The sequence below is a fragment of the Sphingopyxis sp. genome (assembly GCF_016704835.1).
Taxonomy (GTDB): domain Bacteria; phylum Pseudomonadota; class Alphaproteobacteria; order Sphingomonadales; family Sphingomonadaceae; genus Sphingopyxis.
Window position 1 is genome coordinate 608151 of record NZ_JADIZJ010000021.1, and the last position, 18104, is coordinate 626254.

At 63.6% G+C, this 18104-nt stretch carries 20 protein-coding genes and 1 other RNA gene; 11 read left to right on the forward strand and 10 right to left on the reverse strand.

Annotated features, from left to right (window positions below; genetic code table 11):
- Positions 1-2 precede the first annotated feature (2 nt).
- The 7 genes from IPF76_RS18000 to IPF76_RS18030 all read right to left on the reverse strand — a co-directional run bounded on the left by IPF76_RS18000 (position 3) and on the right by IPF76_RS18030 (position 6611).
- On the reverse strand, positions 3-275 hold the full coding sequence (locus IPF76_RS18000; RefSeq protein WP_088441614.1) for an HU family DNA-binding protein: 273 nt from the start codon (positions 273-275) through the stop codon (positions 3-5).
- 167 nt (positions 276-442) lie between these two features.
- Positions 443-2839, reverse strand: a complete 2397-nt coding sequence (gene lon / locus IPF76_RS18005) for an endopeptidase La (RefSeq protein ID WP_293846799.1) — start codon at positions 2837-2839, stop codon at positions 443-445.
- A gap of 123 nt (positions 2840-2962) precedes the next feature.
- A complete protein-coding gene (locus IPF76_RS18010) occupies positions 2963-3298 on the reverse strand; it encodes a YbaB/EbfC family nucleoid-associated protein (RefSeq protein ID WP_293846801.1) in 336 nt (111 codons plus the stop codon).
- The gene (locus IPF76_RS18015) at positions 3295-5001 is read right to left on the reverse strand and encodes a DNA polymerase III subunit gamma/tau (RefSeq protein WP_293846803.1); all 1707 of its coding nucleotides are present in this window, start codon (positions 4999-5001) and stop codon (positions 3295-3297) included. Before IPF76_RS18015 ends, IPF76_RS18010 begins: the two co-directional genes overlap by 4 nt.
- A gap of 44 nt (positions 5002-5045) precedes the next feature.
- Positions 5046-5143: signal recognition particle sRNA small type (gene ffs / locus IPF76_RS18020), an RNA gene on the reverse strand.
- A gap of 41 nt (positions 5144-5184) precedes the next feature.
- Positions 5185-5523 carry a 2Fe-2S iron-sulfur cluster-binding protein gene (locus IPF76_RS18025; RefSeq protein ID WP_293847400.1) on the reverse strand — a complete coding sequence of 113 codons (339 nt, stop codon included), beginning with the start codon at positions 5521-5523 and terminating at the stop codon, positions 5185-5187.
- Complete coding sequence (locus IPF76_RS18030) at positions 5520-6611, reverse strand: aminotransferase class V-fold PLP-dependent enzyme (protein ID WP_293847401.1); 1092 nt, start codon at positions 6609-6611, stop codon at positions 5520-5522. The genes IPF76_RS18025 and IPF76_RS18030 overlap by 4 nt, the downstream gene beginning before the upstream one ends.
- Positions 6612-6864: 253 nt before the next feature.
- Here IPF76_RS18030 and IPF76_RS18035 point away from each other — a divergent pair, with 253 nt between their 5' ends.
- The gene (locus tag IPF76_RS18035; protein ID WP_293846804.1) at positions 6865-7521 is read left to right on the forward strand and encodes an alpha/beta hydrolase; all 657 of its coding nucleotides are present in this window, start codon (positions 6865-6867) and stop codon (positions 7519-7521) included.
- A gap of 201 nt (positions 7522-7722) precedes the next feature.
- Here IPF76_RS18035 and IPF76_RS18040 read toward each other — a convergent pair whose 3' ends face one another.
- Positions 7723-7887 (reverse strand): hypothetical protein, encoded by a 165-nt coding sequence (locus tag IPF76_RS18040; protein ID WP_293846806.1) that lies wholly within the window; start codon positions 7885-7887, stop codon positions 7723-7725.
- Between the two features lie 113 nt (positions 7888-8000).
- On the opposite strand from IPF76_RS18040, the gene rpiB reads away from it, so the two are divergent.
- The 6 genes from rpiB to IPF76_RS18070 are packed head-to-tail and all read left to right on the forward strand — an operon-like array spanning position 8001 to position 11462.
- A complete protein-coding gene (gene rpiB, locus IPF76_RS18045) occupies positions 8001-8453 on the forward strand; it encodes a ribose 5-phosphate isomerase B (protein WP_293846808.1) in 453 nt (150 codons plus the stop codon).
- Positions 8450-9757 carry a serine hydroxymethyltransferase gene (gene glyA, locus IPF76_RS18050; RefSeq protein WP_293846810.1) on the forward strand — a complete coding sequence of 436 codons (1308 nt, stop codon included), beginning with the start codon at positions 8450-8452 and terminating at the stop codon, positions 9755-9757. The genes rpiB and glyA overlap by 4 nt, the downstream gene beginning before the upstream one ends.
- 5 nt (positions 9758-9762) lie before the next feature.
- Positions 9763-9981 carry a hypothetical protein gene (locus IPF76_RS18055; RefSeq protein ID WP_293846812.1) on the forward strand — a complete coding sequence of 73 codons (219 nt, stop codon included), beginning with the start codon at positions 9763-9765 and terminating at the stop codon, positions 9979-9981.
- Positions 9982-9984: 3 nt separating this feature from the next.
- On the forward strand, positions 9985-10452 hold the full coding sequence (gene nrdR, locus IPF76_RS18060; protein ID WP_293846814.1) for a transcriptional regulator NrdR: 468 nt from the start codon (positions 9985-9987) through the stop codon (positions 10450-10452).
- Positions 10449-11201 (forward strand): TrmH family RNA methyltransferase, encoded by a 753-nt coding sequence (locus IPF76_RS18065; RefSeq protein ID WP_293846816.1) that lies wholly within the window; start codon positions 10449-10451, stop codon positions 11199-11201. The genes nrdR and IPF76_RS18065 overlap by 4 nt, the downstream gene beginning before the upstream one ends.
- A 33-nt stretch (positions 11202-11234) precedes the next feature.
- Positions 11235-11462 carry a hypothetical protein gene (locus tag IPF76_RS18070; RefSeq protein ID WP_293846818.1) on the forward strand — a complete coding sequence of 76 codons (228 nt, stop codon included), beginning with the start codon at positions 11235-11237 and terminating at the stop codon, positions 11460-11462.
- A gap of 19 nt (positions 11463-11481) precedes the next feature.
- Here the strand turns inward: IPF76_RS18070 and IPF76_RS18075 are convergent, their stop codons facing one another.
- Positions 11482-11796, reverse strand: coding sequence for a chorismate mutase (locus IPF76_RS18075; RefSeq protein ID WP_293846820.1), 315 nt, complete (start codon positions 11794-11796; stop codon positions 11482-11484).
- A 226-nt stretch (positions 11797-12022) separates the two neighbouring features.
- Here IPF76_RS18075 and rpsD point away from each other — a divergent pair, with 226 nt between their 5' ends.
- Positions 12023-12634: a 30S ribosomal protein S4 gene (gene rpsD / locus IPF76_RS18080; RefSeq protein WP_088441602.1), complete on the forward strand. Its 612-nt coding sequence runs from the start codon at positions 12023-12025 to the stop codon at positions 12632-12634.
- 134 nt (positions 12635-12768) lie between these two features.
- Here rpsD and IPF76_RS18085 read toward each other — a convergent pair whose 3' ends face one another.
- Positions 12769-14733, reverse strand: a complete 1965-nt coding sequence (locus tag IPF76_RS18085) for a S9 family peptidase (protein ID WP_293846822.1) — start codon at positions 14731-14733, stop codon at positions 12769-12771.
- Positions 14734-14959: 226 nt separating this feature from the next.
- On the opposite strand from IPF76_RS18085, the gene IPF76_RS18090 reads away from it, so the two are divergent.
- The 3 genes from IPF76_RS18090 (at position 14960) to IPF76_RS18100 (ending at position 18094) form a co-directional block, all read left to right on the forward strand.
- On the forward strand, positions 14960-16648 hold the full coding sequence (locus tag IPF76_RS18090) for a M28 family metallopeptidase (protein WP_293846824.1): 1689 nt from the start codon (positions 14960-14962) through the stop codon (positions 16646-16648).
- Positions 16649-16760: 112 nt separating this feature from the next.
- Positions 16761-17744 carry an agmatine deiminase family protein gene (locus tag IPF76_RS18095; protein WP_293846826.1) on the forward strand — a complete coding sequence of 328 codons (984 nt, stop codon included), beginning with the start codon at positions 16761-16763 and terminating at the stop codon, positions 17742-17744.
- Positions 17741-18094, forward strand: a complete 354-nt coding sequence (locus IPF76_RS18100; protein ID WP_293847402.1) for a DUF3147 family protein — start codon at positions 17741-17743, stop codon at positions 18092-18094. Before IPF76_RS18095 ends, IPF76_RS18100 begins: the two co-directional genes overlap by 4 nt.
- The last annotated feature ends 10 nt before the right edge of the window (positions 18095-18104 follow it).

Consider the following 18104-nt stretch of genomic DNA (forward strand, 5'->3'; position numbering starts at 1 on the left):
AATCAGTTGACCGCGTCCTTGAGGGCCTTGCCGGCCTTGAACTTGGGCTGATTCGACGCCGCGATGGTCATCGTTTCGCCGGTGCGCGGGTTGCGACCGGTCGATGCCTTGCGCTTGCTGACAGCGAAGGTGCCAAAACCAACGAGACGAACTTCGCCACCCTTTTTCAGCGAACCGGTGATCGCTTCGAAAACGGCTTCGACAGCTTTGCTCGCATCACCCTTGGTCAGGCCGCTCGAGTCAGCGACGGCGGCGATCAGGTCTTGTTTGTTCATGCCTAAGGAACCCCTGCTTATGGTTGGTTGAATGATTCATGGCCGTGCCATGGCGCGTCACTAACGCCGTTTCGCCCCGCCTTGTCAAAGCAAAAAGGCTCGAAAACCGTCGCAAAACGAGGATTTTGCGACGAAAAGCACGGTCGCGAGACGTCAATCAATCGGGGCTAGTGGCGAATCGTCGTCTCCGGGTCTGTTCCGGGCGCCAGCGGCGGCGAAGCGGCAAGTTCGTCTGCTTCTGTCCACTCGATGGGCACGACCGGGCTGACCAGCGCTACCGCGAGCACCTCGTCAACATGGCTGACCGGGATGATCTTGAGCCCCGTGGTGATATTCGCCGGGATTTCGACCAGATCCTTTTCATTTTCTTCGGGGATCAACACGGTCGTGATCCCGCCACGAAGCGCCGCGAGCAGCTTTTCCTTTAGCCCGCCGATCGCCAGCACACGCCCGCGCAGCGTCACTTCGCCGGTCATGGCGACATCGCGGCGCACTGCAATCCCGGTCAGCGTCGAAATCATCGCGGTGACCATGCCCACACCCGCCGAAGGGCCATCCTTCGGCACCGCCCCTTCAGGCAGGTGGATATGGATGTCCTTGCGCGCGAACAGGCTGGGCTTGATGCCATAGCTCGGCGCACGCGCTTTCACGAACGAGAGCGCCGCTTGGACCGACTCGGTCATCACTTCGCCCAGCTTGCCGGTGGTCCGAACCTGCCCCTTGCCCGATGCAGTGACCGCCTCGATCGTCAGCAATTCGCCCCCGACCTCGGTCCACGCGAGCCCGGTGACGGCGCCGATCTGGTCCTCCAGATCGCCCATGCCGTGGCGATATTTGCGCACCCCGGAAAATTCGTTGAGGTTTTCGGACGTGATCGTGACGCTTTCCGCCTTGCCTTCGAGAATGCGGCGCAGCGCCTTGCGCGCCAGACGCGCGATCTCACGCTCAAGCGTCCGGACGCCGGCTTCGCGCGTATAGTAACGGATCAGGTCACGCAGCCCCTCATCGGTCAGCGTGAATTCGCCGTCCTTCAGCCCGTGCGCCTCGATCTGCTTGGCGATCAGGTGCAGCTTGGCGATCTCGACCTTCTCGTCCTCGGTATAGCCTTCGAGCCGGATGATCTCCATGCGGTCGAGCAACGCCTGCGGCAGATTCAGCGAGTTAGCGGTAGTGACAAACATGATGTCACTGAGATCGATGTCGATTTCCAGATAATGGTCCTGGAATTTGCCATTCTGTTCGGGGTCGAGCACCTCGAGCAAGGCCGACGCAGGATCGCCGCGGAAATCCTGGCCGAGCTTGTCAATCTCGTCGAGCAGGAACAGCGGATTCATCGTGCCGGCCTTTTTGAGGTTCGTCACAATCTTGCCCGGCAGCGAACCGATATAGGTGCGGCGGTGACCGCGGATTTCGGCCTCGTCGCGCACGCCGCCGAGCGACTGGCGAATGAATTCGCGTCCGGTCGCCTTGGCGATCGACTTGCCAAGGCTGGTCTTGCCGACGCCCGGCGGGCCGACGAGGCACAGGATGGGTCCCTTCAGCTTGTTGGTGCGCGCCTGTACCGCCAGATATTCGACGATGCGGTCCTTGACCTTTTCAAGCGCATAATGGTCGTCGTCGAGCACGGCTTGCGCCGCGGCGATATCCTTCTTCAGCTTCGACTTCTTGCCCCACGGCAGGCCGATAAGCGTGTCGAGATAGTTGCGAACGACGGTCGCTTCGGCCGACATCGGCGCCATCGCGCGCAGCTTTTTGAGCTCTGCGTTGGCCTTGGCTTTGGCCTCCTTCGACATCTTGAGGCTGTCAATCTTGAGCTGCAGCTCGGCGAGATCGTCGCCGCCCTCGCCATTGTCGTTGCCCAGCTCGCGCTGAATCGCCTTCAATTGCTCATTGAGATAATATTCGCGCTGGCTCTTCTCCATCTGGCGCTTCACGCGGCCGCGGATCTTCTTTTCGACCTGCAGCACGCCAAGCTCGCCTTCCATGAAGGCGAAGACCATTTCGAGCCGCTTCGACGGCGCGTCCTCGACAAGCAGTGTCTGCTTGTCCGAAACCTTGATGTTGAGGTTCCCGGCGACCGAGTCTGCGAGGCGCGAGGCATCCTCGATTTGCGAAAGCTGGACCGCGGTTTCGGCGGGCATCTTTTTGTTGAGCTTGGCGTAATTTTCGAACTGATCGACGACCGAACGCATCAGCGCCGCGGTATCGACGCTGTCGTCGACGGTGTCTGCGACCGGCTTGACGCTTGCCATCACGGTCTTGTCGTTGGTCGTGAGCGACAGCAGCTTAGCGCGCTCCTTGCCCTCGACGAGCACACGAACGGTGCCGTCGGGCAGCTTGAGCAGCTGGAGCACGGTGGCGATCACGCCAACGTCATAAAGGTCATCGCGCTGCGGGTCGTCCTCGCCCGGATCGAGCTGGGCGACGAGAAAGATTTCCTTGTCGGATTCCATCGCGGTTTCGAGCGCGGCGACCGAGCGGTCGCGGCCGACGAACAGCGGCACGATCATGTGCGGAAAAACGACGATGTCGCGCAGCGGCAGCAGGGGAAAAGATTGCGTCATTACGGCTCCTGGACAGGCATCACGACTGGACGCACCGCCCTTCTCATAGGGTGTTCATCGCTAATATGGCGTAACTTGGCACGCATTCAATGTCGCCGCGCTGAACGGTGCGCGCAAGCCGGCTCAAAACGGCAGTTTGAAGCCCGGGGGGAGCGGCAGGCCGCTCGTCATCTTGCCCATTTCTTCATTGCTGACCCGGTCGGCCTTTTCGCGCGCATCGTTGAAAGCGGCGGCAAGCAGATCCTCGAGCATTTGCTTGTCGGCGGGCACCATCAGGCTGTCGTCGATGGCAATCGACTTGATCCGACCCTTGGCGCTCGCCAAAATTCGCACCAGTCCGCCGCCCGAAACGCCTTCGACCTCGACACTGTCGAGCTTCGCCTGTGCCTCCTGCATCTGCGCCTGCACCGTGGCGGCGGCTTCCTGCGCCGCCTTCATCATTTCTTCGATCGATTTCATGGATTGGACTTATGGCGATTGTCGGCGGGGTCTTCAAGGCTGGCGTCAGGAAAAGCGGCCAGCGCCGCCCTAACGACCGGCAGTTCGCGAATCCGCGCGTCATTGTCGGCGGCAGTCACGGCGCGCATCTCCCCCAGGCTGGGCCGCGCATCACCCTCCCCCACTCGGACGTGCCAACGGCTGCCAGTGGCGGCCAGTAGCGCGTCGCCGAGATCGCGGAGGAACGTCGCGGACAGCGTCGGGGCGGCGGCAAAAACCAAGTGGCCGGGTTCGAGTTCGATAACCCGCAAATGATCATGGACTTGCACCGCCAGCCGGTGATTTCCGCTGCTTTCGAGCAATTGGTGGATCTGCGCAATCGTCAGAGATGTCGCCGGGAGCGCCGCGTCCGGTGCAGCCTCTGCGACGGGCGTCGCCACCGCGGTTTCCTGCGCTGTGGCTGCGGGCGATGCTGTCAGCGGCATCGTCGGCATCCGGCCTGATTCCAGCAGTTTTGCCAGTTCGCCGGGATCGGGCATCGCTGAGGCATAAATCACGCGCAGCAACAGCATTTCCAGATGCTCAAGCGGATTGTTGGCGCGCAGCACCTCCTCGTGGCCCTTGAGCAACAACTGCCACAGCCGGTTGAGAGGCGCAAAGCCGAGCTTTTGCGCCCAGTCGCCGATGCGTTCGCGATCGGCCTCGGCGAGTGCGGAGTCGTCGTGGCGCGACACTTTGGCGAGCGTGACTGCGTGGGTCAGGTCCATCAGCCCGCGCACCATCGCGACGGGTTCGATCCCCAGCGCGTATTGCGCGCGCGCCAGGTCGATCGCGGCGGCGCTGTCGCCGTCCAGGATCGCCGCCATCAACTGCGCAATCGATGTGCGATCGGACAGGCCGAGCATCACGCGCACCTGCGCCGCGCCGATCATGCCGCCACCGTCGAGGTCGGCATGCGCGATCGCCTGATCGAGGATCGACAGACCGTCGCGCACCGAACCCTCGGCTGCGTTGGCGATCAGCCAGATTGCGGGTGCTTCGGCCTCGACGCCTTCTTTCTGCAAGATCGAACTGAAATGCGCGAATAGCATGTCGGGGGTGATGCGGCGCAGATCGAAGCGCTGGCAGCGCGACAGCACCGTCACCGGCACCTTGTTCACTTCGGTCGTCGCGAACAGGAATTTGACGTGCGGCGGCGGCTCTTCGAGCGTTTTCAGCAGCGCATTGAACGCGTTACGCGACAACATGTGCACTTCGTCGATGATGTAGATCTTGTAACGCGCCGACACCGCGGCATAGCGCACCGCCTCAATGATCTCGCGCACATCGTCGACGCCGGTGTTCGACGCGGCGTCCATTTCGATGACGTCGATATGGCGGCCTTCGGTGATCGCGCGGCACGGTTCGCACACGCCGCACGGATCGATCGTCGGCCCGCCCTGCCCGTCGGGACCGATGCAGTTCAGCGCCTTCGCAATCAGGCGCGCGGTCGACGTCTTGCCGACCCCGCGCACCCCGGTCATCAGAAACGCATGCGCGAGCCGGTCGCGCGCGATCGCATTGCCGAGCGTGCGCACCATCGCGTCCTGTCCGATCAACTCGGCAAAGGTTTGCGGGCGATATTTGCGCGCAAGGACGCGGTACGGGCCGCTCGACGCCTGCGGCGTCACCTCGGGCAGGTCCATTCCCAGCATCGGGGGTTCGTCGTCGGCGGAATCGCTCATCGGTCCGTCTTAGGGACGGCACGCGATCTTGTCGAAGGGGGAAATTGGGTGGGAGCCGGAACGACCCGCGGCGAATTCGTTGCGGCTGCTTCCTTCCGGACCTGACCGGGTTGGCGAAGACCACGTCCGCCCGACTCCCGCGGCGCATATGGCGGCGACGCCGGCGAAATGCAAGCCGGTGTGTTAGCGCGGCCCCTGCATGTTGCGGCTTTCGCCCGGGATGTGAACGGTCAGCCCGTCCATCGCCTCGGTCAGCACGACCTGACACGCCAGCCGGCTCGTCCGCCGCACCCCGGCCGCGAGGTCGAGCATATCCTCTTCCATCTCGGTGGCGGGCGGCAGGCGGTCGAAATCCTCGCGTGCGACGATCACATGGCAGGTCGAACACGCCATCTGGCCTTCGCATGTCCCCTCCAGCGGCATCAAATGCGCTTGCGCGACGTCAAGCAGGATGCTGCCCGGTTCGGCATCGGCATCGGTGCGGCCCTTGCCATCGGCGTGGATGAAGGTGACGCGCATCAGTTCACACCCTGCAAACGCGCGGCGTCCTTGATCGCGGTCAGCCCGTCTCGCAATTCCTGCGCGCTGGTGTAGCGGCCCCAGCCGAGGCGGATCGAGGCGCGCGCGTCGGCTTCGCTCACCCCCATCGCGCGCAGCACATGGCTGACCTTACCCGACCCGCTGCCGCACGCACTGCCGAGTGAAAAGGCGACATTACGCGCATCGGACATCAGGCGCAGACCGTTCACGCCCTCGCGCCGGATATTGAGGTTGCCGTGGTAGCGTTGGGTCGCCGAGCCATTGATCGTCCATTCGGGGAGCATTTCGCGCGCCAGCGACCATAGCTGTTCGACATGCTCGGCATCTTTGTCAAATCGTTCGGCGGCGAGCGCCGCGGCAGCGCCGAACCCCGCGCAGAGCGCGGGCGAGACGGTGCCCGAGCGCATCCCCTGTTCCTGCGCGCCGCCGAACATCAGCGGCGGCAGGTCGATGCCGTCGCGGATCCACAGCGCGCCGATCCCTTTGGGTCCGTGGACCTTGTGCGCCGAGATGGCAATCAGGTCGGCGCCTGCGGGGATGGCGACACGTCCGAATCCCTGCACCGCGTCGCAGAGCAGCAGGCTGTTCTTCGCATGCGCGGCAGCGGCGAAGTCGGCGACCGGCTGGATGGTGCCGACCTCGTTGTTGACCAGCATCGCCGCGACGATGCCATTTTCGGGGATCAGCGCGGCTTCGGGGGGCAGAGCGACGCCTTCGCCACCGACCGGCAAGATTGCGGCGTGCAGCCGCTCCAGACATTGGAGCGACGCCGCATGTTCGATGCTCAGCCCCGCGAAGCCGCCCGGCATGATTTCGGCCCCGCGCAGCAGTGCCCAGTTCAGTGCCTCGGTCGCGCCCGAGGTGAAAAACACACGCCCGCCCTTCGGCAGCAGCGCTGCCACTTGGTCGCGCGCCACCTCGACCGCGGCGGAGGCGGCGCGGCCGCCCTTGTGCGTGCTCGACGGGTTGGCGAAGCCATCGCCTTCACCCGGCCCCTCAAGCCAGCGCAACATGGCCGCGCGCGCTTCGGGGGCGAGCGGCGTCGTGGCTTGATAATCGAGGTAAATCATGCGCGGCATCTGCCCCTAAATCCCGTTCGTGTCGAGCGCAGTCGAGACACCTGGAGGGCACGCTCCAACGATGGGCATCTCGACTTCGCTCGATGCGAACGGTTCAGAGAGGGCAATTTATACCCCCTTATTGCGAGCCATTCGCAAAAGTTGCAACTTGCAACGCTCTTTCTATATAGGCGCACCTCTTCGCTCCGCCACCCTGCCACTCCGGCGAGTCGGCGGTCAGCCGCAAAAGATAAGAGGTGCTCCCATGCCTGACGTGATTTTTCCCGGCCCCGAGGGCCGTATCGAAGGGCGATTCTCGCCGCCGCCGCGTCCGCGCGCTCCGGTCGCCATGATCCTTCACCCGCACCCCCAGGCGGGCGGCACGATGAACGATCGCATCACCCAGGCGATGTACAAGACCTTCGTCAACCGCGGCTTCGCCACGCTGCGCTTCAACTTTCGCGGCGTCGGCCGCAGCCAGGGCACGTTCGACAATGGCATCGGCGAACTGAGCGATGCCGCGTCGGCGCTCGACTGGGTGCAGTCGATCCATCCCGAGGCACAGACGACGTGGATCGCGGGCTTCAGCTTCGGCGCGTGGATCGGCATGCAGCTGCTGATGCGCCGCCCGGAAATCACCGGCTTCCTGTCGGTCGCGCCGCCGGCGAACATGTACGATTTCAGCTTCCTCGCCCCCTGCCCCTCGTCGGGCATCATCGTTGCGGGCGGACAGGACGAGATCGTCCCGCCGTCTGCGGTGCAAAAGCTCGTCGACAAGCTGCGCACGCAAAAGGGCATCACGATCCATCACGACGAGATCCCGCGCGCCAACCATTTCTTCGAGCATGAGCTCGACCAGTTGATGAAGTCGCTCGATAATTATCTGGATATGCGGCTGGCGCCCGATTCGCCGATTCGGTGATTCAGATATCCTCCCTGTCGCGTAGCGATGGGGAGGCGGCAGCCCGCAGGGCTGACGGAGGGGCTCTGGCGCGCCGTCGTCGCCCCTCCACCATCGCCTGCGGCGAAGTGCTGGGTCGTTCAGTCCCCCGGACTGGACTTGGATTGCCGGGGGCAATCCAACCCTGCACTCCCTCTCCCCATCGCTTCGCGACAGGGAGGATTATTTCACCGGCACCAACCACACCGCGACATTGGCAAACATCACCAGCGCCGCGACCAGCATCAGCAGCGCGCGGCGCTTGTCGCCCTTGCGAAAGACATAGGCCGCCCCTCCGGTCAGCACGACCCCGGTAAGCATCAGCACGGATATGAGGGTATCGGACATGGCGCAGCTTTATCGGGCGCGTCACAAATTTGCCACCTCGCTTATGGCCAAATCGGGCGGCGTCGCCTAAAGGGCCGACATCGATTCCCTTGACCCCAGCGGGAGCCGCGCCGATGCGCATCGCCATTGCCTCTGACCATGCCGCTTACGAGCTGAAGGCGCTGCTCGCGGACTGGCTGCACGCCGAGGGACATGACGTCGAAGATCTCGGTACCAACGGCCCCGACAGCGTCGACTATCCTGATTTTGGCTATGCGCTTGGTGAAGCGATGGCCGCGGGCCGCGCTGACCGCGGCGTGGCGCTGTGCGGCTCGGGGATCGGCATTTCGATTTCGGTGAACCGCAGCCCGGCAGCACGCTGCGCGCTGGTATCCGAACCGCTGTCCGCCAAACTGTCGCGCGAGCATAATGACGCCAATGTCATCGCTATGGGCGCGCGCCTGACCGGCATCGACATGGCCAAGGCGTGCCTGACCGCCTTCCTCACCACCGATTTCGCCGGCGACCGCCATGCGCGCCGTGTCGATAAGCTTTCGAACCCGCCGCAACTGGAGACCAGCCGATGACGACCAACACGCTCGACAAGCCCATCAAATCGGCCGGCTATTTCACCGATGGTGTCGGCACCGTCGATCCTGCGGTTGCCGCGGCGATGAAGCATGAACTCGAACGCGAACGCTATCAGATCGAATTGATCGCCAGCGAGAATATCGTTTCGAAGGCGGTACTCGAAGCGCAGGGGTCGGTGTTCACCAACAAATATGCCGAGGGCTATCCCGGCCGCCGCTATTATCAGGGCTGCGCGCCGTCGGACGAGGTCGAGACGCTCGCCATCGACCGCGCTAAGCAGCTGTTCGACTGCGGCTATGCCAATGTCCAGCCGCATTCGGGCGCGCAAGCCAACGGCGCCGTCATGCTCGCGCTGACCAAGCCCGGTGCGACGATCCTGGGCATGAGCCTCGACGCCGGCGGTCACCTGACCCACGGCGCGCCGCCCGCGATGTCGGGCAAATGGTTCAACGCCATTCAGTACGGTGTAGGCGCCGACGACCATCTCGTCGATTTCGACCAGGTCGAGGCGCTGGCGAAGGAGCATCGCCCGGCGCTGATCATCGCGGGCGGCTCGGCCTATCCGCGCACACTCGACTTTGCGCGCTTCCGGGCGATTGCCGATGATGTCGGCGCGCTACTGATGGTCGATATGGCGCATTTCGCGGGGCTCGTGGCGGGCGGTGTTCATGCGTCACCGCTGCCGCACGCGCATGTCGTCACCACCACGACGCACAAGACGCTGCGCGGCCCGCGCGGCGGCATGATCCTGACCAATGACGAATCGATCGCCAAGCGGATCAATTCGGCGGTGTTCCCCGGCCTGCAAGGCGGGCCGCTGATGCACGTCATCGCCGCGAAAGCGGTCGCGTTCGGCGAAGCACTGCGCCCCGATTTCAAGGATTATGCCAAGGCGACCGTCGCCAATGCTCAGGCGCTCGCTGGCAAGCTGAAGGCCCGCGGCGCCGATGTCGTCGCCGGCGGCACCGATACGCACCTTGCCCTTATCGACCTCCGCCCGCTCGGCATCACCGGCCGCGACGCCGACGAAGCGCTCGAGCGCAGCGCGATCACCTGCAACAAGAACGGCATTCCGTTCGACCCGCTGCCGCCGGTCAAGACCAGCGGCATCCGCGTCGGATCGCCCGCAGGCACGACGCGCGGCTTTGGCATCGCCGAGTTCGAGGAAATCGGTGACATGGTTGCCGACGTGCTCGAGGCGCTGCGCGACAAGGGCGAACATGGCGACGCCGATGTCGAGGCGAATGTTCGTGGCCGGGTTCGCGCGCTGTGCGAACGCTTCCCGATCTATCAGGGCTGAGAATCATGGCACGGCAAAATCCCGAAGAACCGACGCTCGCCGAAGTCACGATCGAAGAGGTCAAGGCGATGGGCAAGCAAGGTCTGGCGCATCCGTCAACCAAACCAGTGCTCACCGGCGGCGCAATCGGCGCTGTCGCTGGGCTGATCCTGCCGGTGGTCAGCTGGCCCGTCGGTTTGCTCGCGGGCGCCGCGATCGCGCTTTACTCGCGGGTGAAACGCTAACCGATGCGTTGCCCCTATTGCGGCCATGAAGACAGCCAGGTGAAGGACAGCCGCCCAACCGAGGACGGCGCCGCGATTCGCCGTCGTCGCCAGTGCGAGGATTGCGGGGCGCGCTTTACGACGTTCGAGCGCATCCAGCTCCGCGAAGTATCGGTGCTCAAGGCCGGCGGCGGACGCGAACCCTTCGACCGCGAAAAACTGATGCGCAGCGTCCAGATCGCGTGCCGCAAGCGCCCGATCGACGGGGCGCGGATCGAACGGCTGGTGTCAGGCATCCAGCGCCAGCTCGAAACGTCGGGCGACAATGAAGTCCAGGCGGCGCAGATCGGCGCGATGGTGATGGAAGCACTCAAGGGCTTCGACAATGTCGCCTACATCCGCTTCGCGAGCGTCTATCGCGACTTCACCGAAGCCAGGGACTTCGAGGAGTTTGCTTCGTCGATCACCGAGGCGGCGCGGCCGTCCAAATGACGGCAATCGCCCCATCCCCCGTCATCGTTCTTGTCCGTCCGCAGCTTGGCGAAAATATCGGCAAAGCGGCGCGCGCGATGCTCAATTTCGGGCTGACCGAACTCCGCCTTGTCACCCCGCGCGACGGTTGGCCCAACCCGGATGCCGGTCCGGCGGCGGCGGGCGCCGACATCGTGCTGGCTGACGCCCAGGTGTTCGGCAGTCTGGCCGAGGCCGTCGCCGATTGCACCACCATCTATGCCACCACGGTGCGCAAACGCGGCGTGATGAAGCCGGTGTTGACCCCCGAAGCGGCGGCGCGCGCGGTACATGGCAGTGCGGGCCGTTCTGCCTATGTCTTCGGCGCCGAACGCTCGGGTCTCGATACCGATGATGTCGCGCTCGCCCACAATATCGTGACGGTGCCGATCAATCCGAAATTTGCGTCGCTGAACCTGGCGCAGGCGGTGATCCTGCTCGCCTATGAATGGTCAAAGCATGCCCCGAACGAAGCCGAGGGGGGTATGGCGCTGGCGAGCCCCCCACAGGTCCCGCTCGACCCCGTCGCGCCGCATGCCGAACTCGAGGAGCTGATCCAGCATCTGGTGCGCGACCTCGATGCCAGCGGCTATTTCGTGCCGCCCGAACGGACCGAAGCGACGCTGCGCACCCTGCGCACCACGCTCACCAAGACCGGCTGGTCGCACAATGATATCAGGATGATGCACGGCATCATAACCAGTCTTGGCAGGAAGCCGCGAGCGCGATAACAGGCACTTCCCCTCCCTGGAGTCAAATCGTCCATGCTTACCCTGTTGATGTCGCTGGCCCTTTCCGCAGCGTCCACCGAAGCCCCCACGAACCAGCCGGCAACTGAAACGGCCGCCAAGCCCGAGAAGACCAAGCCGAAGCTGATCTGCCGCCGGATTGCCGACACCGGCAGCCGCCTGCCCGAACGCGAGTGTCGCACCCAGGAAGATTGGGATCGTCAGGCCGATTCGACCAGCCAGAAGCTGAAGGGCGCCAAGTAATTGCAGCGCGCCGGCGGGTTTAGCCGTCGGCGCGAATGCGATCCCATTCGATCGCCTCATGAGCGATCGATTGCTCGACCAGTTCATTCCACACCGCGCGCAGCCGGTCGGGTGCCAGCCCGGCGGTCGCGGCTTCGCGTGCGACATTGTCAAGCACCTGCGCCTTGCGCGCTTCATCGCGCACCATTCCGCGGTCGGTCTTGATCCGCGCGGCGGCATTCATATAGTCGAAGCGGCGGACAAGCAGCGCGACGAGTTCGCGGTCGACCCGATCGACCCCCGCACGGACATCGATCATCGTTTCGCAGGCTTCGGGAGATTTGACAGCGATCATGCGCGCTGCCTTTAGCGGTTTTTGCGATGCTGTCGAGATGCGCGTCCCTGCACGACCGCCGCGCTTGACTTTGCGCCCCTCCCCCTCTAATCGCGCGCCTTCGCAATGGACCCCGCACCCCGGTGAAGCGGCGGTCGCATATGGTGTCGAGCCTGGCTTGATACCCATATGGTGCGACCCGGGACACGCCGAAATCTCTCGGTACACAGCAAGTTGGAGACGACATATGTCGAAGCGCCATAGCGCCAAGTATAAACTCGACCGCCGGATGGGTGAAAACATCTGGGGTCGCCCGAAGAGCCCGGTCAACCGCCGCGAATATGGCCCCGGCCAGCACGGTCAGCGCCGCAAGGGCAAGGTGTCGGATTTCGGCATCCAGCTGCGCGCGAAGCAGAAGCTGAAGGGCTATTACGGCGACATCACCGAAAAGCAGTTCAAGAAGAATTATTTCGAAGCGTCGCGGATGAAGGGCGACACGGGTCAGAACCTGATCGGCCTGCTCGAACGCCGCCTCGACGCGGTCGTTTACCGCTCGAAATTCACCCCGACGATCTTCTCGGCGCGCCAGCTGGTCAGCCACGGTCACGTCTATGTGAACGGCGTGAAGTGCAACGTCGCCAGCCGCTTGGTGAAGCCGGGTGACGAAATCACCCTGGGCAAAAAAGCGCAGGAAATGGCGCTGGTCGCCGAAGCGCAGAGCCTGCCCGAGCGCGACCTGCCCGAATATCTGGCGATCGACGGCACCAAGGCCACCTACGTCCGCGTCCCGACGCTCGACGAAGTGCCCTATCCGGTGAAGATGGAACCGAACCTGGTCGTCGAATTCTATTCGCGCTGATCGGCTTTCACCGAAACGATTTCAGAAGGGCGGTCCGTCAGGGCCGCCCTTTTTCTTTGGTGGTTTATGCCGTTTGCAAATCCATCGCGCCGATGGCGCCTGACGACCAGTCAAAGCCGATAGTCCGGCCCCGCTCACGGCAGTTGCAACGTCTTTTTCAAAAAGGCGTCGGAACGGCGCAGCATGTCGGCCCGCGCGGTCGAATCGTAGATCTGATGGTCCAGGCCTGGATAGGTCACCAACTCGACGGGCTTTCCGGCCGCCTTCAGTGCCGCCTCCATCGCTTTGGCCTGCGAGATGTCAACATTCAGATCCTGGTCTCCGCTGAACATCAGTACGGGCGCCTTGATCTTTGCCACCTGTTGCGTGGGCGAGCCTTCGACGAGATGCGCGCCGGTGCCGATGAAATCGCTGACGATCCTGGCGTTGGTGAAGTTACCGGCCCTCTCGACCAGTCCCTTGAGATCGGTCACCGGTGCGATCGCCACGGTCGCCTTGAAGAGATCGGGATCGAGCACCCCCGCCTGAAGTGCCGCATAGCCTCCATAGGACCAGCCGACGACAGCGAGTCTGGAGGAATCGGCGATGCCTTCTTTGACCATCCAGCGCCCGGCATCGTTGACGTCGCCGACAGCGAGTTTCCATGATTTGAAGCCATTTTCGACATACCAATCGTCCCCGTAACCTGCCGATCCACGGAAATTGGGCTGGATCACTGCATAACCCTGTGCCGAATAATATTGCGCGAGCCAGTCGAAGCCCCACTCATCGCGGGACGAAGGGCCGCCATGCGGCATGACGATCGCGGGCAACTTCTTTGCGTCACGGCCGGGAGGCAGTGTCAGATAGGCGGGTATCATCGTGCCATCGGCGGCAGCGTAGCTGACCGGCCGCACTTCGGCCTGCGTCCGGCTCTCGAGTTCCGGACGGGCCAGCGCCACCTCGTGCAGCTTTCGACTGGCCTTGTCATAAACATAATAGCGGCCAGGATCGGTATCGCTGCCTGCGAAGAGCAACAACCGGCTTTCATCGCGACTCGCGTCGACGAACCGGATGAGCGGGAGGCCAGGCAAGGCTTTTTGCAGCTTCGCCGCCAGCGACGCATATTCAGAGTCGAACAGCTTGAACTCGGGCTTGTCGGTCGAATAGGCGACGCCGATCACCCGCCCGGTCCGGCCGATCCGCAATATTTCGCCGGCGTCGACCTGGCCGTGGGCAAACAACAATTCTTCCGCCGCCGCTTCGCCGAGCGTGACGGCATAGACCGCGCTGCGCCCATCTTTGTCTTTGAACCCATAAGCGAGATTGCGCTTGCCATCGACAGCGACGGGAGTGAACGCGTCGCCATCACTGGTTACGCGCGACAACGGCTTCCAATCGCGCGAGCCCGGTTTGCGATAGCTGTAGATCATCAGGTCGCGTTGCATCCCCTGCCCGTCAGTCGCGCGCACGCCGACGATGCGGACGGCGCCGGTTTCGTCGGCAAGGTAGCGTGAGGCGTCGATGCGCGGCGATTCAATGCGCCGGACGCGCAGGCTCGCCGTATCGACCATGTCCACACCGAGCCCCTCGTCGATGCTCGAAAGTCGGGTATTGGTCTGCTCTTGCTGACGATATTCGCGGGTCATAACGACCTGGCCGTCGTCGGCCACCGGCCAGGCGATGATCTGGCCGTCGAACTGGTGAAGGCCGTAGGCGCCCTTCAGACTGTGCTGGCCAAGTTGCTTGATGTTGCTGCCGTCGGTGCCGACCGCCACGAGCCGCGTAAAGGGCACGGGGTGGCCGACGCCGGGATCCGCCACACCATATAGGGTGCAGACCAGCCGCACATTCGACGCCCAATTGCATCCGGCGAGCTTCCACGGCGCACCGTCAGACTGAAAGACCGCCTTGGGTGCGCCGCCTTCGGCGCCGGCGACGAACAGGACCGAACCACGGTCGCGTGCTGGCTGGATGAACGCTAGCTGCGTTCCGTCGGGCGACATGCTTATGTCCCCGACACTTTCGCGCGCGCCGTAAAGCGCGGCGTTGTCGGTCTGTGCAATCGTCTGCACCGGAATCAGCGCGACTATCGCACCCAGTAAAACCCGATTTTTCAAGATTATGCCTCCCGCGGTTGCGTTGCATAATTGACCGCCCATGCCGATATGAGCAAGGTCAAATAGCACCGCTTTCGTTGCCATTCTGGTTGCAGGGGCTCTGCCATTTTCCGGCGGACGTCTGGATCCGACATACACGACCGCGCGACACCCCCCCGACCTTGCATCGGCGCGTTGCGGCTGGCACAAGCCCTCTCGTCGCAATCGAAAACCCAAGGACATTCCCATGCTTCGTTCCCCCCGAGCCGCCGCGGCTTTCGCGGCCCTTCTGTCGCTCACCGCATGCAACGCGTCCGACAAGGGAGCGACATCCGCGACCACGCTGCCCGACGTTGAGGTTCCCGAACTGTCGCTCGCGACGCTTCAGGAAGTCACGAAGGAGCTGTCGCTCGACTCCTATGAAGGCCGCGCGCCTGGCACCCCCGGCGAGGAAAAGACCGTCGCCTATATCATCAAGAAATATCAGGAAGCGGGGCTGAAGCCCGGCAACAACGGTAGCTGGACGCAGGACGTGCCGCTGGTCGAAATCACCGCGAAAAACGCGACGCCCGTCACCTTTACCGGCGGCAAGTCCCCGGTCACCGCGCAATACGCCAAGGACTATGTCGCCTTCAGCTATCGCGTGCAGCCCAAGACCGAAATCAGGGACAGCGACGTCGTATTTGTCGGTTACGGCATCAACGCCCCCGAAAAGGGCTGGAACGACTACGCCGGCCTCGATGTGAAGGGGAAGACCGTTGTCGTGCTCGTCAACGATCCCGACTGGCAGACCAAGGAAGCCAAGGGCGAATTCAACGGCCGCGCGATGACCTACTACGGCCGCTGGTCGTATAAATATGAGGAAGCCGCGCGGCAGGGCGCCGCCGCCGTGCTGATCGTCCACGACACCGAACCCGCCGCCTATGGCTGGAATGTCGTCGAATCCAGCAACACCGGCACCCAATATCTGGCCGAAAGCAAGGACGGCGGCGCCAGCCAGACGGTCGCCAACGGCTGGATCCAGCTGCCCAAGGCCAAGGAGCTGTTCGCCAGCGCGGGGCAGGACTTCGATGCGCTGCGTGACGCCGCGAAAAAGAAGGGCTTCAAGCCCGTCGCGCTGACCGGCGTAAAGGCCAATTTCAGCTTCGACAACGAAATCGCCAAGAAGATGTCGCGCAACGTCATCGGCGTGTTGCCGGGGGTCAAGCGTCCGCAAGAATATGTGCTTTATACCGGCCATTGGGATCACCTCGGCCGCTGCACGCCGGTCGCTGGCGACGACATATGCAACGGCGCGGTCGACAATGCGACCGGCATCGCGGGCCTCGTGACGCTGGCGCAAGCGTTCCAAAAAGCGGGTGCACCCGATCGCAGCATCGTATTCCTGGCGGTGACCGCCGAGGAATCGGGGCTGCTCGGGTCGAAATATTATGCCGAAAACCCCGTGTTTCCGCTTTCTCAGACCGTTGGGGGGGTGAACATGGACGCGCTCAACGCGGTCGGTCCGGCGAAGGACATCGTGGTCGTCGGCGGCGGCAAGTCCGAACTCGACGCTTATGTCGAAAAGCTCGCCAAGCTGGAGGGCCGCACGATCAAGGCCGAACCGACCCCCGAAAAGGGTTTTTACTATCGCTCCGACCATTTCAGCTTTGCCAAGCTGGGCGTGCCGATGTTCAATTTCGGCAGCGGCGACGAACTGGTTGAGGGCGGCGTCGACGCGGGCAAGAAAGCGTCGGAAGATTATGAAACCAACCGCTATCACGCGCCGGGCGACGAATATGAGGCGATCACCAACTGGGGCGGCATGATGTCGGACCTGCGCCTCTATTACGCCGCGGGCCGCATGCTGGCGATGACCGAGGCATGGCCGAACTGGGTCGAAGGCGACGAATTTCGCGCCGCCCGCGACAAGTCGCGCAGCGCAGCGAAGAAGTAGTAACCGCATCTTCGTCATTGTGAGGAACGAAGTGACGCGGCAATCCAGAGTGGCGTAAACCGCGCTGGATTGCTTCGCGTCGCTCGCAATGACGAAAGAGGATTTGACCGGCATGACCCTAAAAATGCCCGCCGAATGGGCGCCGCACGAAGCCGTGTGGATCGGCTTTCCGCACCTTGCCGACGAATGGTCGGGGCAGATCGACGCCGCGCGGCGCGACGTCGCCGCCTTTGCCAACGCCGTCCACGACGGCGGCCGCGGCGAGCAGGTGCGACTGGTCGTCAACGACGAGCGGCAAGCGCAGATCGCAGCGGCGCTGGTCGATGAGGGCGTGCATATCCTGATCCAGCCGCTCGGCGACATCTGGCTACGCGACACCGGGCCGATCATCGCGGGGACCGGCCCGGCGCGGCGCGCGCGCAATTTCGAATTCAACTGGTGGGGCGAGAAATTCGTGATGCCCGGCGATCAGGAAGTCGGCGCGGCGCTTGCAGCCTCGAGCGGGCTGCCCGTCGATCATCAGGACTGGGTGCTCGAAGGCGGCGGCATCGACGTCGACGGCACGGGGCTGTGCGTCACCACCGAGGAATGCCTGCTCAACCTCAACCGCAATCCCACGCTGACGCGCGACGACATATCGGTGCGGCTGCACCAGTCGCTCGGTATCGACCGGCTGCTGTGGCTCGGCAACGGGCTGGTCGGCGATCATACCGACGGTCATGTCGACAATCTGGCACGCTTTGTCGGCGAAGGGCGACTGGCGCTGGCCGTCGCGGCGGGGTCGAACGACCCGAACGCCCATATCTACGCCGAAGCGCGCGCGCGGACGACGGCGTTCGGCGGAGTCGAAATCATCGACCTCCCCTCGCCCGGACGGATCGAGATCGACGGCGAGATCGCGGCGGCGAGCTATATGAACTTCTACATCGGCAACAGCACCGTTGTCGTGCCGACCTATGACGTCTCAAACGATAATGCCGCGGTCGAAACGCTGGCGGCGCTGTTCCCCGACCGGCGCGCCGTCGGCATCCCCGCCCTCGGCATCATCGCCGGTGGCGGCAGCTTCCATTGCTCGAGCCAGCAGTTGCCGTGCTGACGGCAGGCTTCATCGCGCGGGCTCTATTGTCGGGGTTGATTATAGCAGCAATCGCGTGGATCGGTCGGCGAAACGCCGCCGCAGCCGCGCTGGTGGCATCGCTGCCGCTGGTATCGCTGCTCGGGATCTTGTGGCTTTGGCACGATACGGGAGATCGCGAGCGGCTCGCCGGTCATATGGAGGCGACCTTCTGGTATGTCCTGCCCAGCCTGCCGATGTTTCTGGTCACGCCCATCATGCTCCGCAGCGGCATGAATTTCTGGATTTCACTGGGCGCGGGTTGCGCGCTCACTATAGTGCTCTATCTTCTCGTCATTCCCCTTGCCGCGAAGTTCGGCATCAGATTGTAAGCTTTCGATC

Coding starts and splice junctions, on each gene's coding strand:
- rpsD (WP_088441602.1), top strand. CDS start 12,023: ATGTCGAAGCGCCATAGCGCCAAGTATAAACTCGACCGCCGGATGGGT.
- IPF76_RS18015 (WP_293846803.1), bottom strand. CDS start 5,001: ATGAGCGATTCCGCCGACGACGAACCCCCGATGCTGGGAATGGACCTG.
- IPF76_RS18035 (WP_293846804.1), top strand. CDS start 6,865: ATGCCTGACGTGATTTTTCCCGGCCCCGAGGGCCGTATCGAAGGGCGA.
- nrdR (WP_293846814.1), top strand. CDS start 9,985: ATGCGTTGCCCCTATTGCGGCCATGAAGACAGCCAGGTGAAGGACAGC.
- IPF76_RS18090 (WP_293846824.1), top strand. CDS start 14,960: ATGCTTCGTTCCCCCCGAGCCGCCGCGGCTTTCGCGGCCCTTCTGTCG.
- IPF76_RS18030 (WP_293847401.1), bottom strand. CDS start 6,611: ATGATTTACCTCGATTATCAAGCCACGACGCCGCTCGCCCCCGAAGCG.
- IPF76_RS18055 (WP_293846812.1), top strand. CDS start 9,763: ATGGCACGGCAAAATCCCGAAGAACCGACGCTCGCCGAAGTCACGATC.
- IPF76_RS18040 (WP_293846806.1), bottom strand. CDS start 7,887: ATGTCCGATACCCTCATATCCGTGCTGATGCTTACCGGGGTCGTGCTG.
- IPF76_RS18075 (WP_293846820.1), bottom strand. CDS start 11,796: ATGATCGCTGTCAAATCTCCCGAAGCCTGCGAAACGATGATCGATGTC.
- IPF76_RS18065 (WP_293846816.1), top strand. CDS start 10,449: ATGACGGCAATCGCCCCATCCCCCGTCATCGTTCTTGTCCGTCCGCAG.
- IPF76_RS18070 (WP_293846818.1), top strand. CDS start 11,235: ATGCTTACCCTGTTGATGTCGCTGGCCCTTTCCGCAGCGTCCACCGAA.
- IPF76_RS18010 (WP_293846801.1), bottom strand. CDS start 3,298: ATGAAATCGATCGAAGAAATGATGAAGGCGGCGCAGGAAGCCGCCGCC.
- IPF76_RS18095 (WP_293846826.1), top strand. CDS start 16,761: ATGACCCTAAAAATGCCCGCCGAATGGGCGCCGCACGAAGCCGTGTGG.
- rpiB (WP_293846808.1), top strand. CDS start 8,001: ATGCGCATCGCCATTGCCTCTGACCATGCCGCTTACGAGCTGAAGGCG.
- lon (WP_293846799.1), bottom strand. CDS start 2,839: ATGACGCAATCTTTTCCCCTGCTGCCGCTGCGCGACATCGTCGTTTTT.
- glyA (WP_293846810.1), top strand. CDS start 8,450: ATGACGACCAACACGCTCGACAAGCCCATCAAATCGGCCGGCTATTTC.
- IPF76_RS18000 (WP_088441614.1), bottom strand. CDS start 275: ATGAACAAACAAGACCTGATCGCCGCCGTCGCTGACTCGAGCGGCCTG.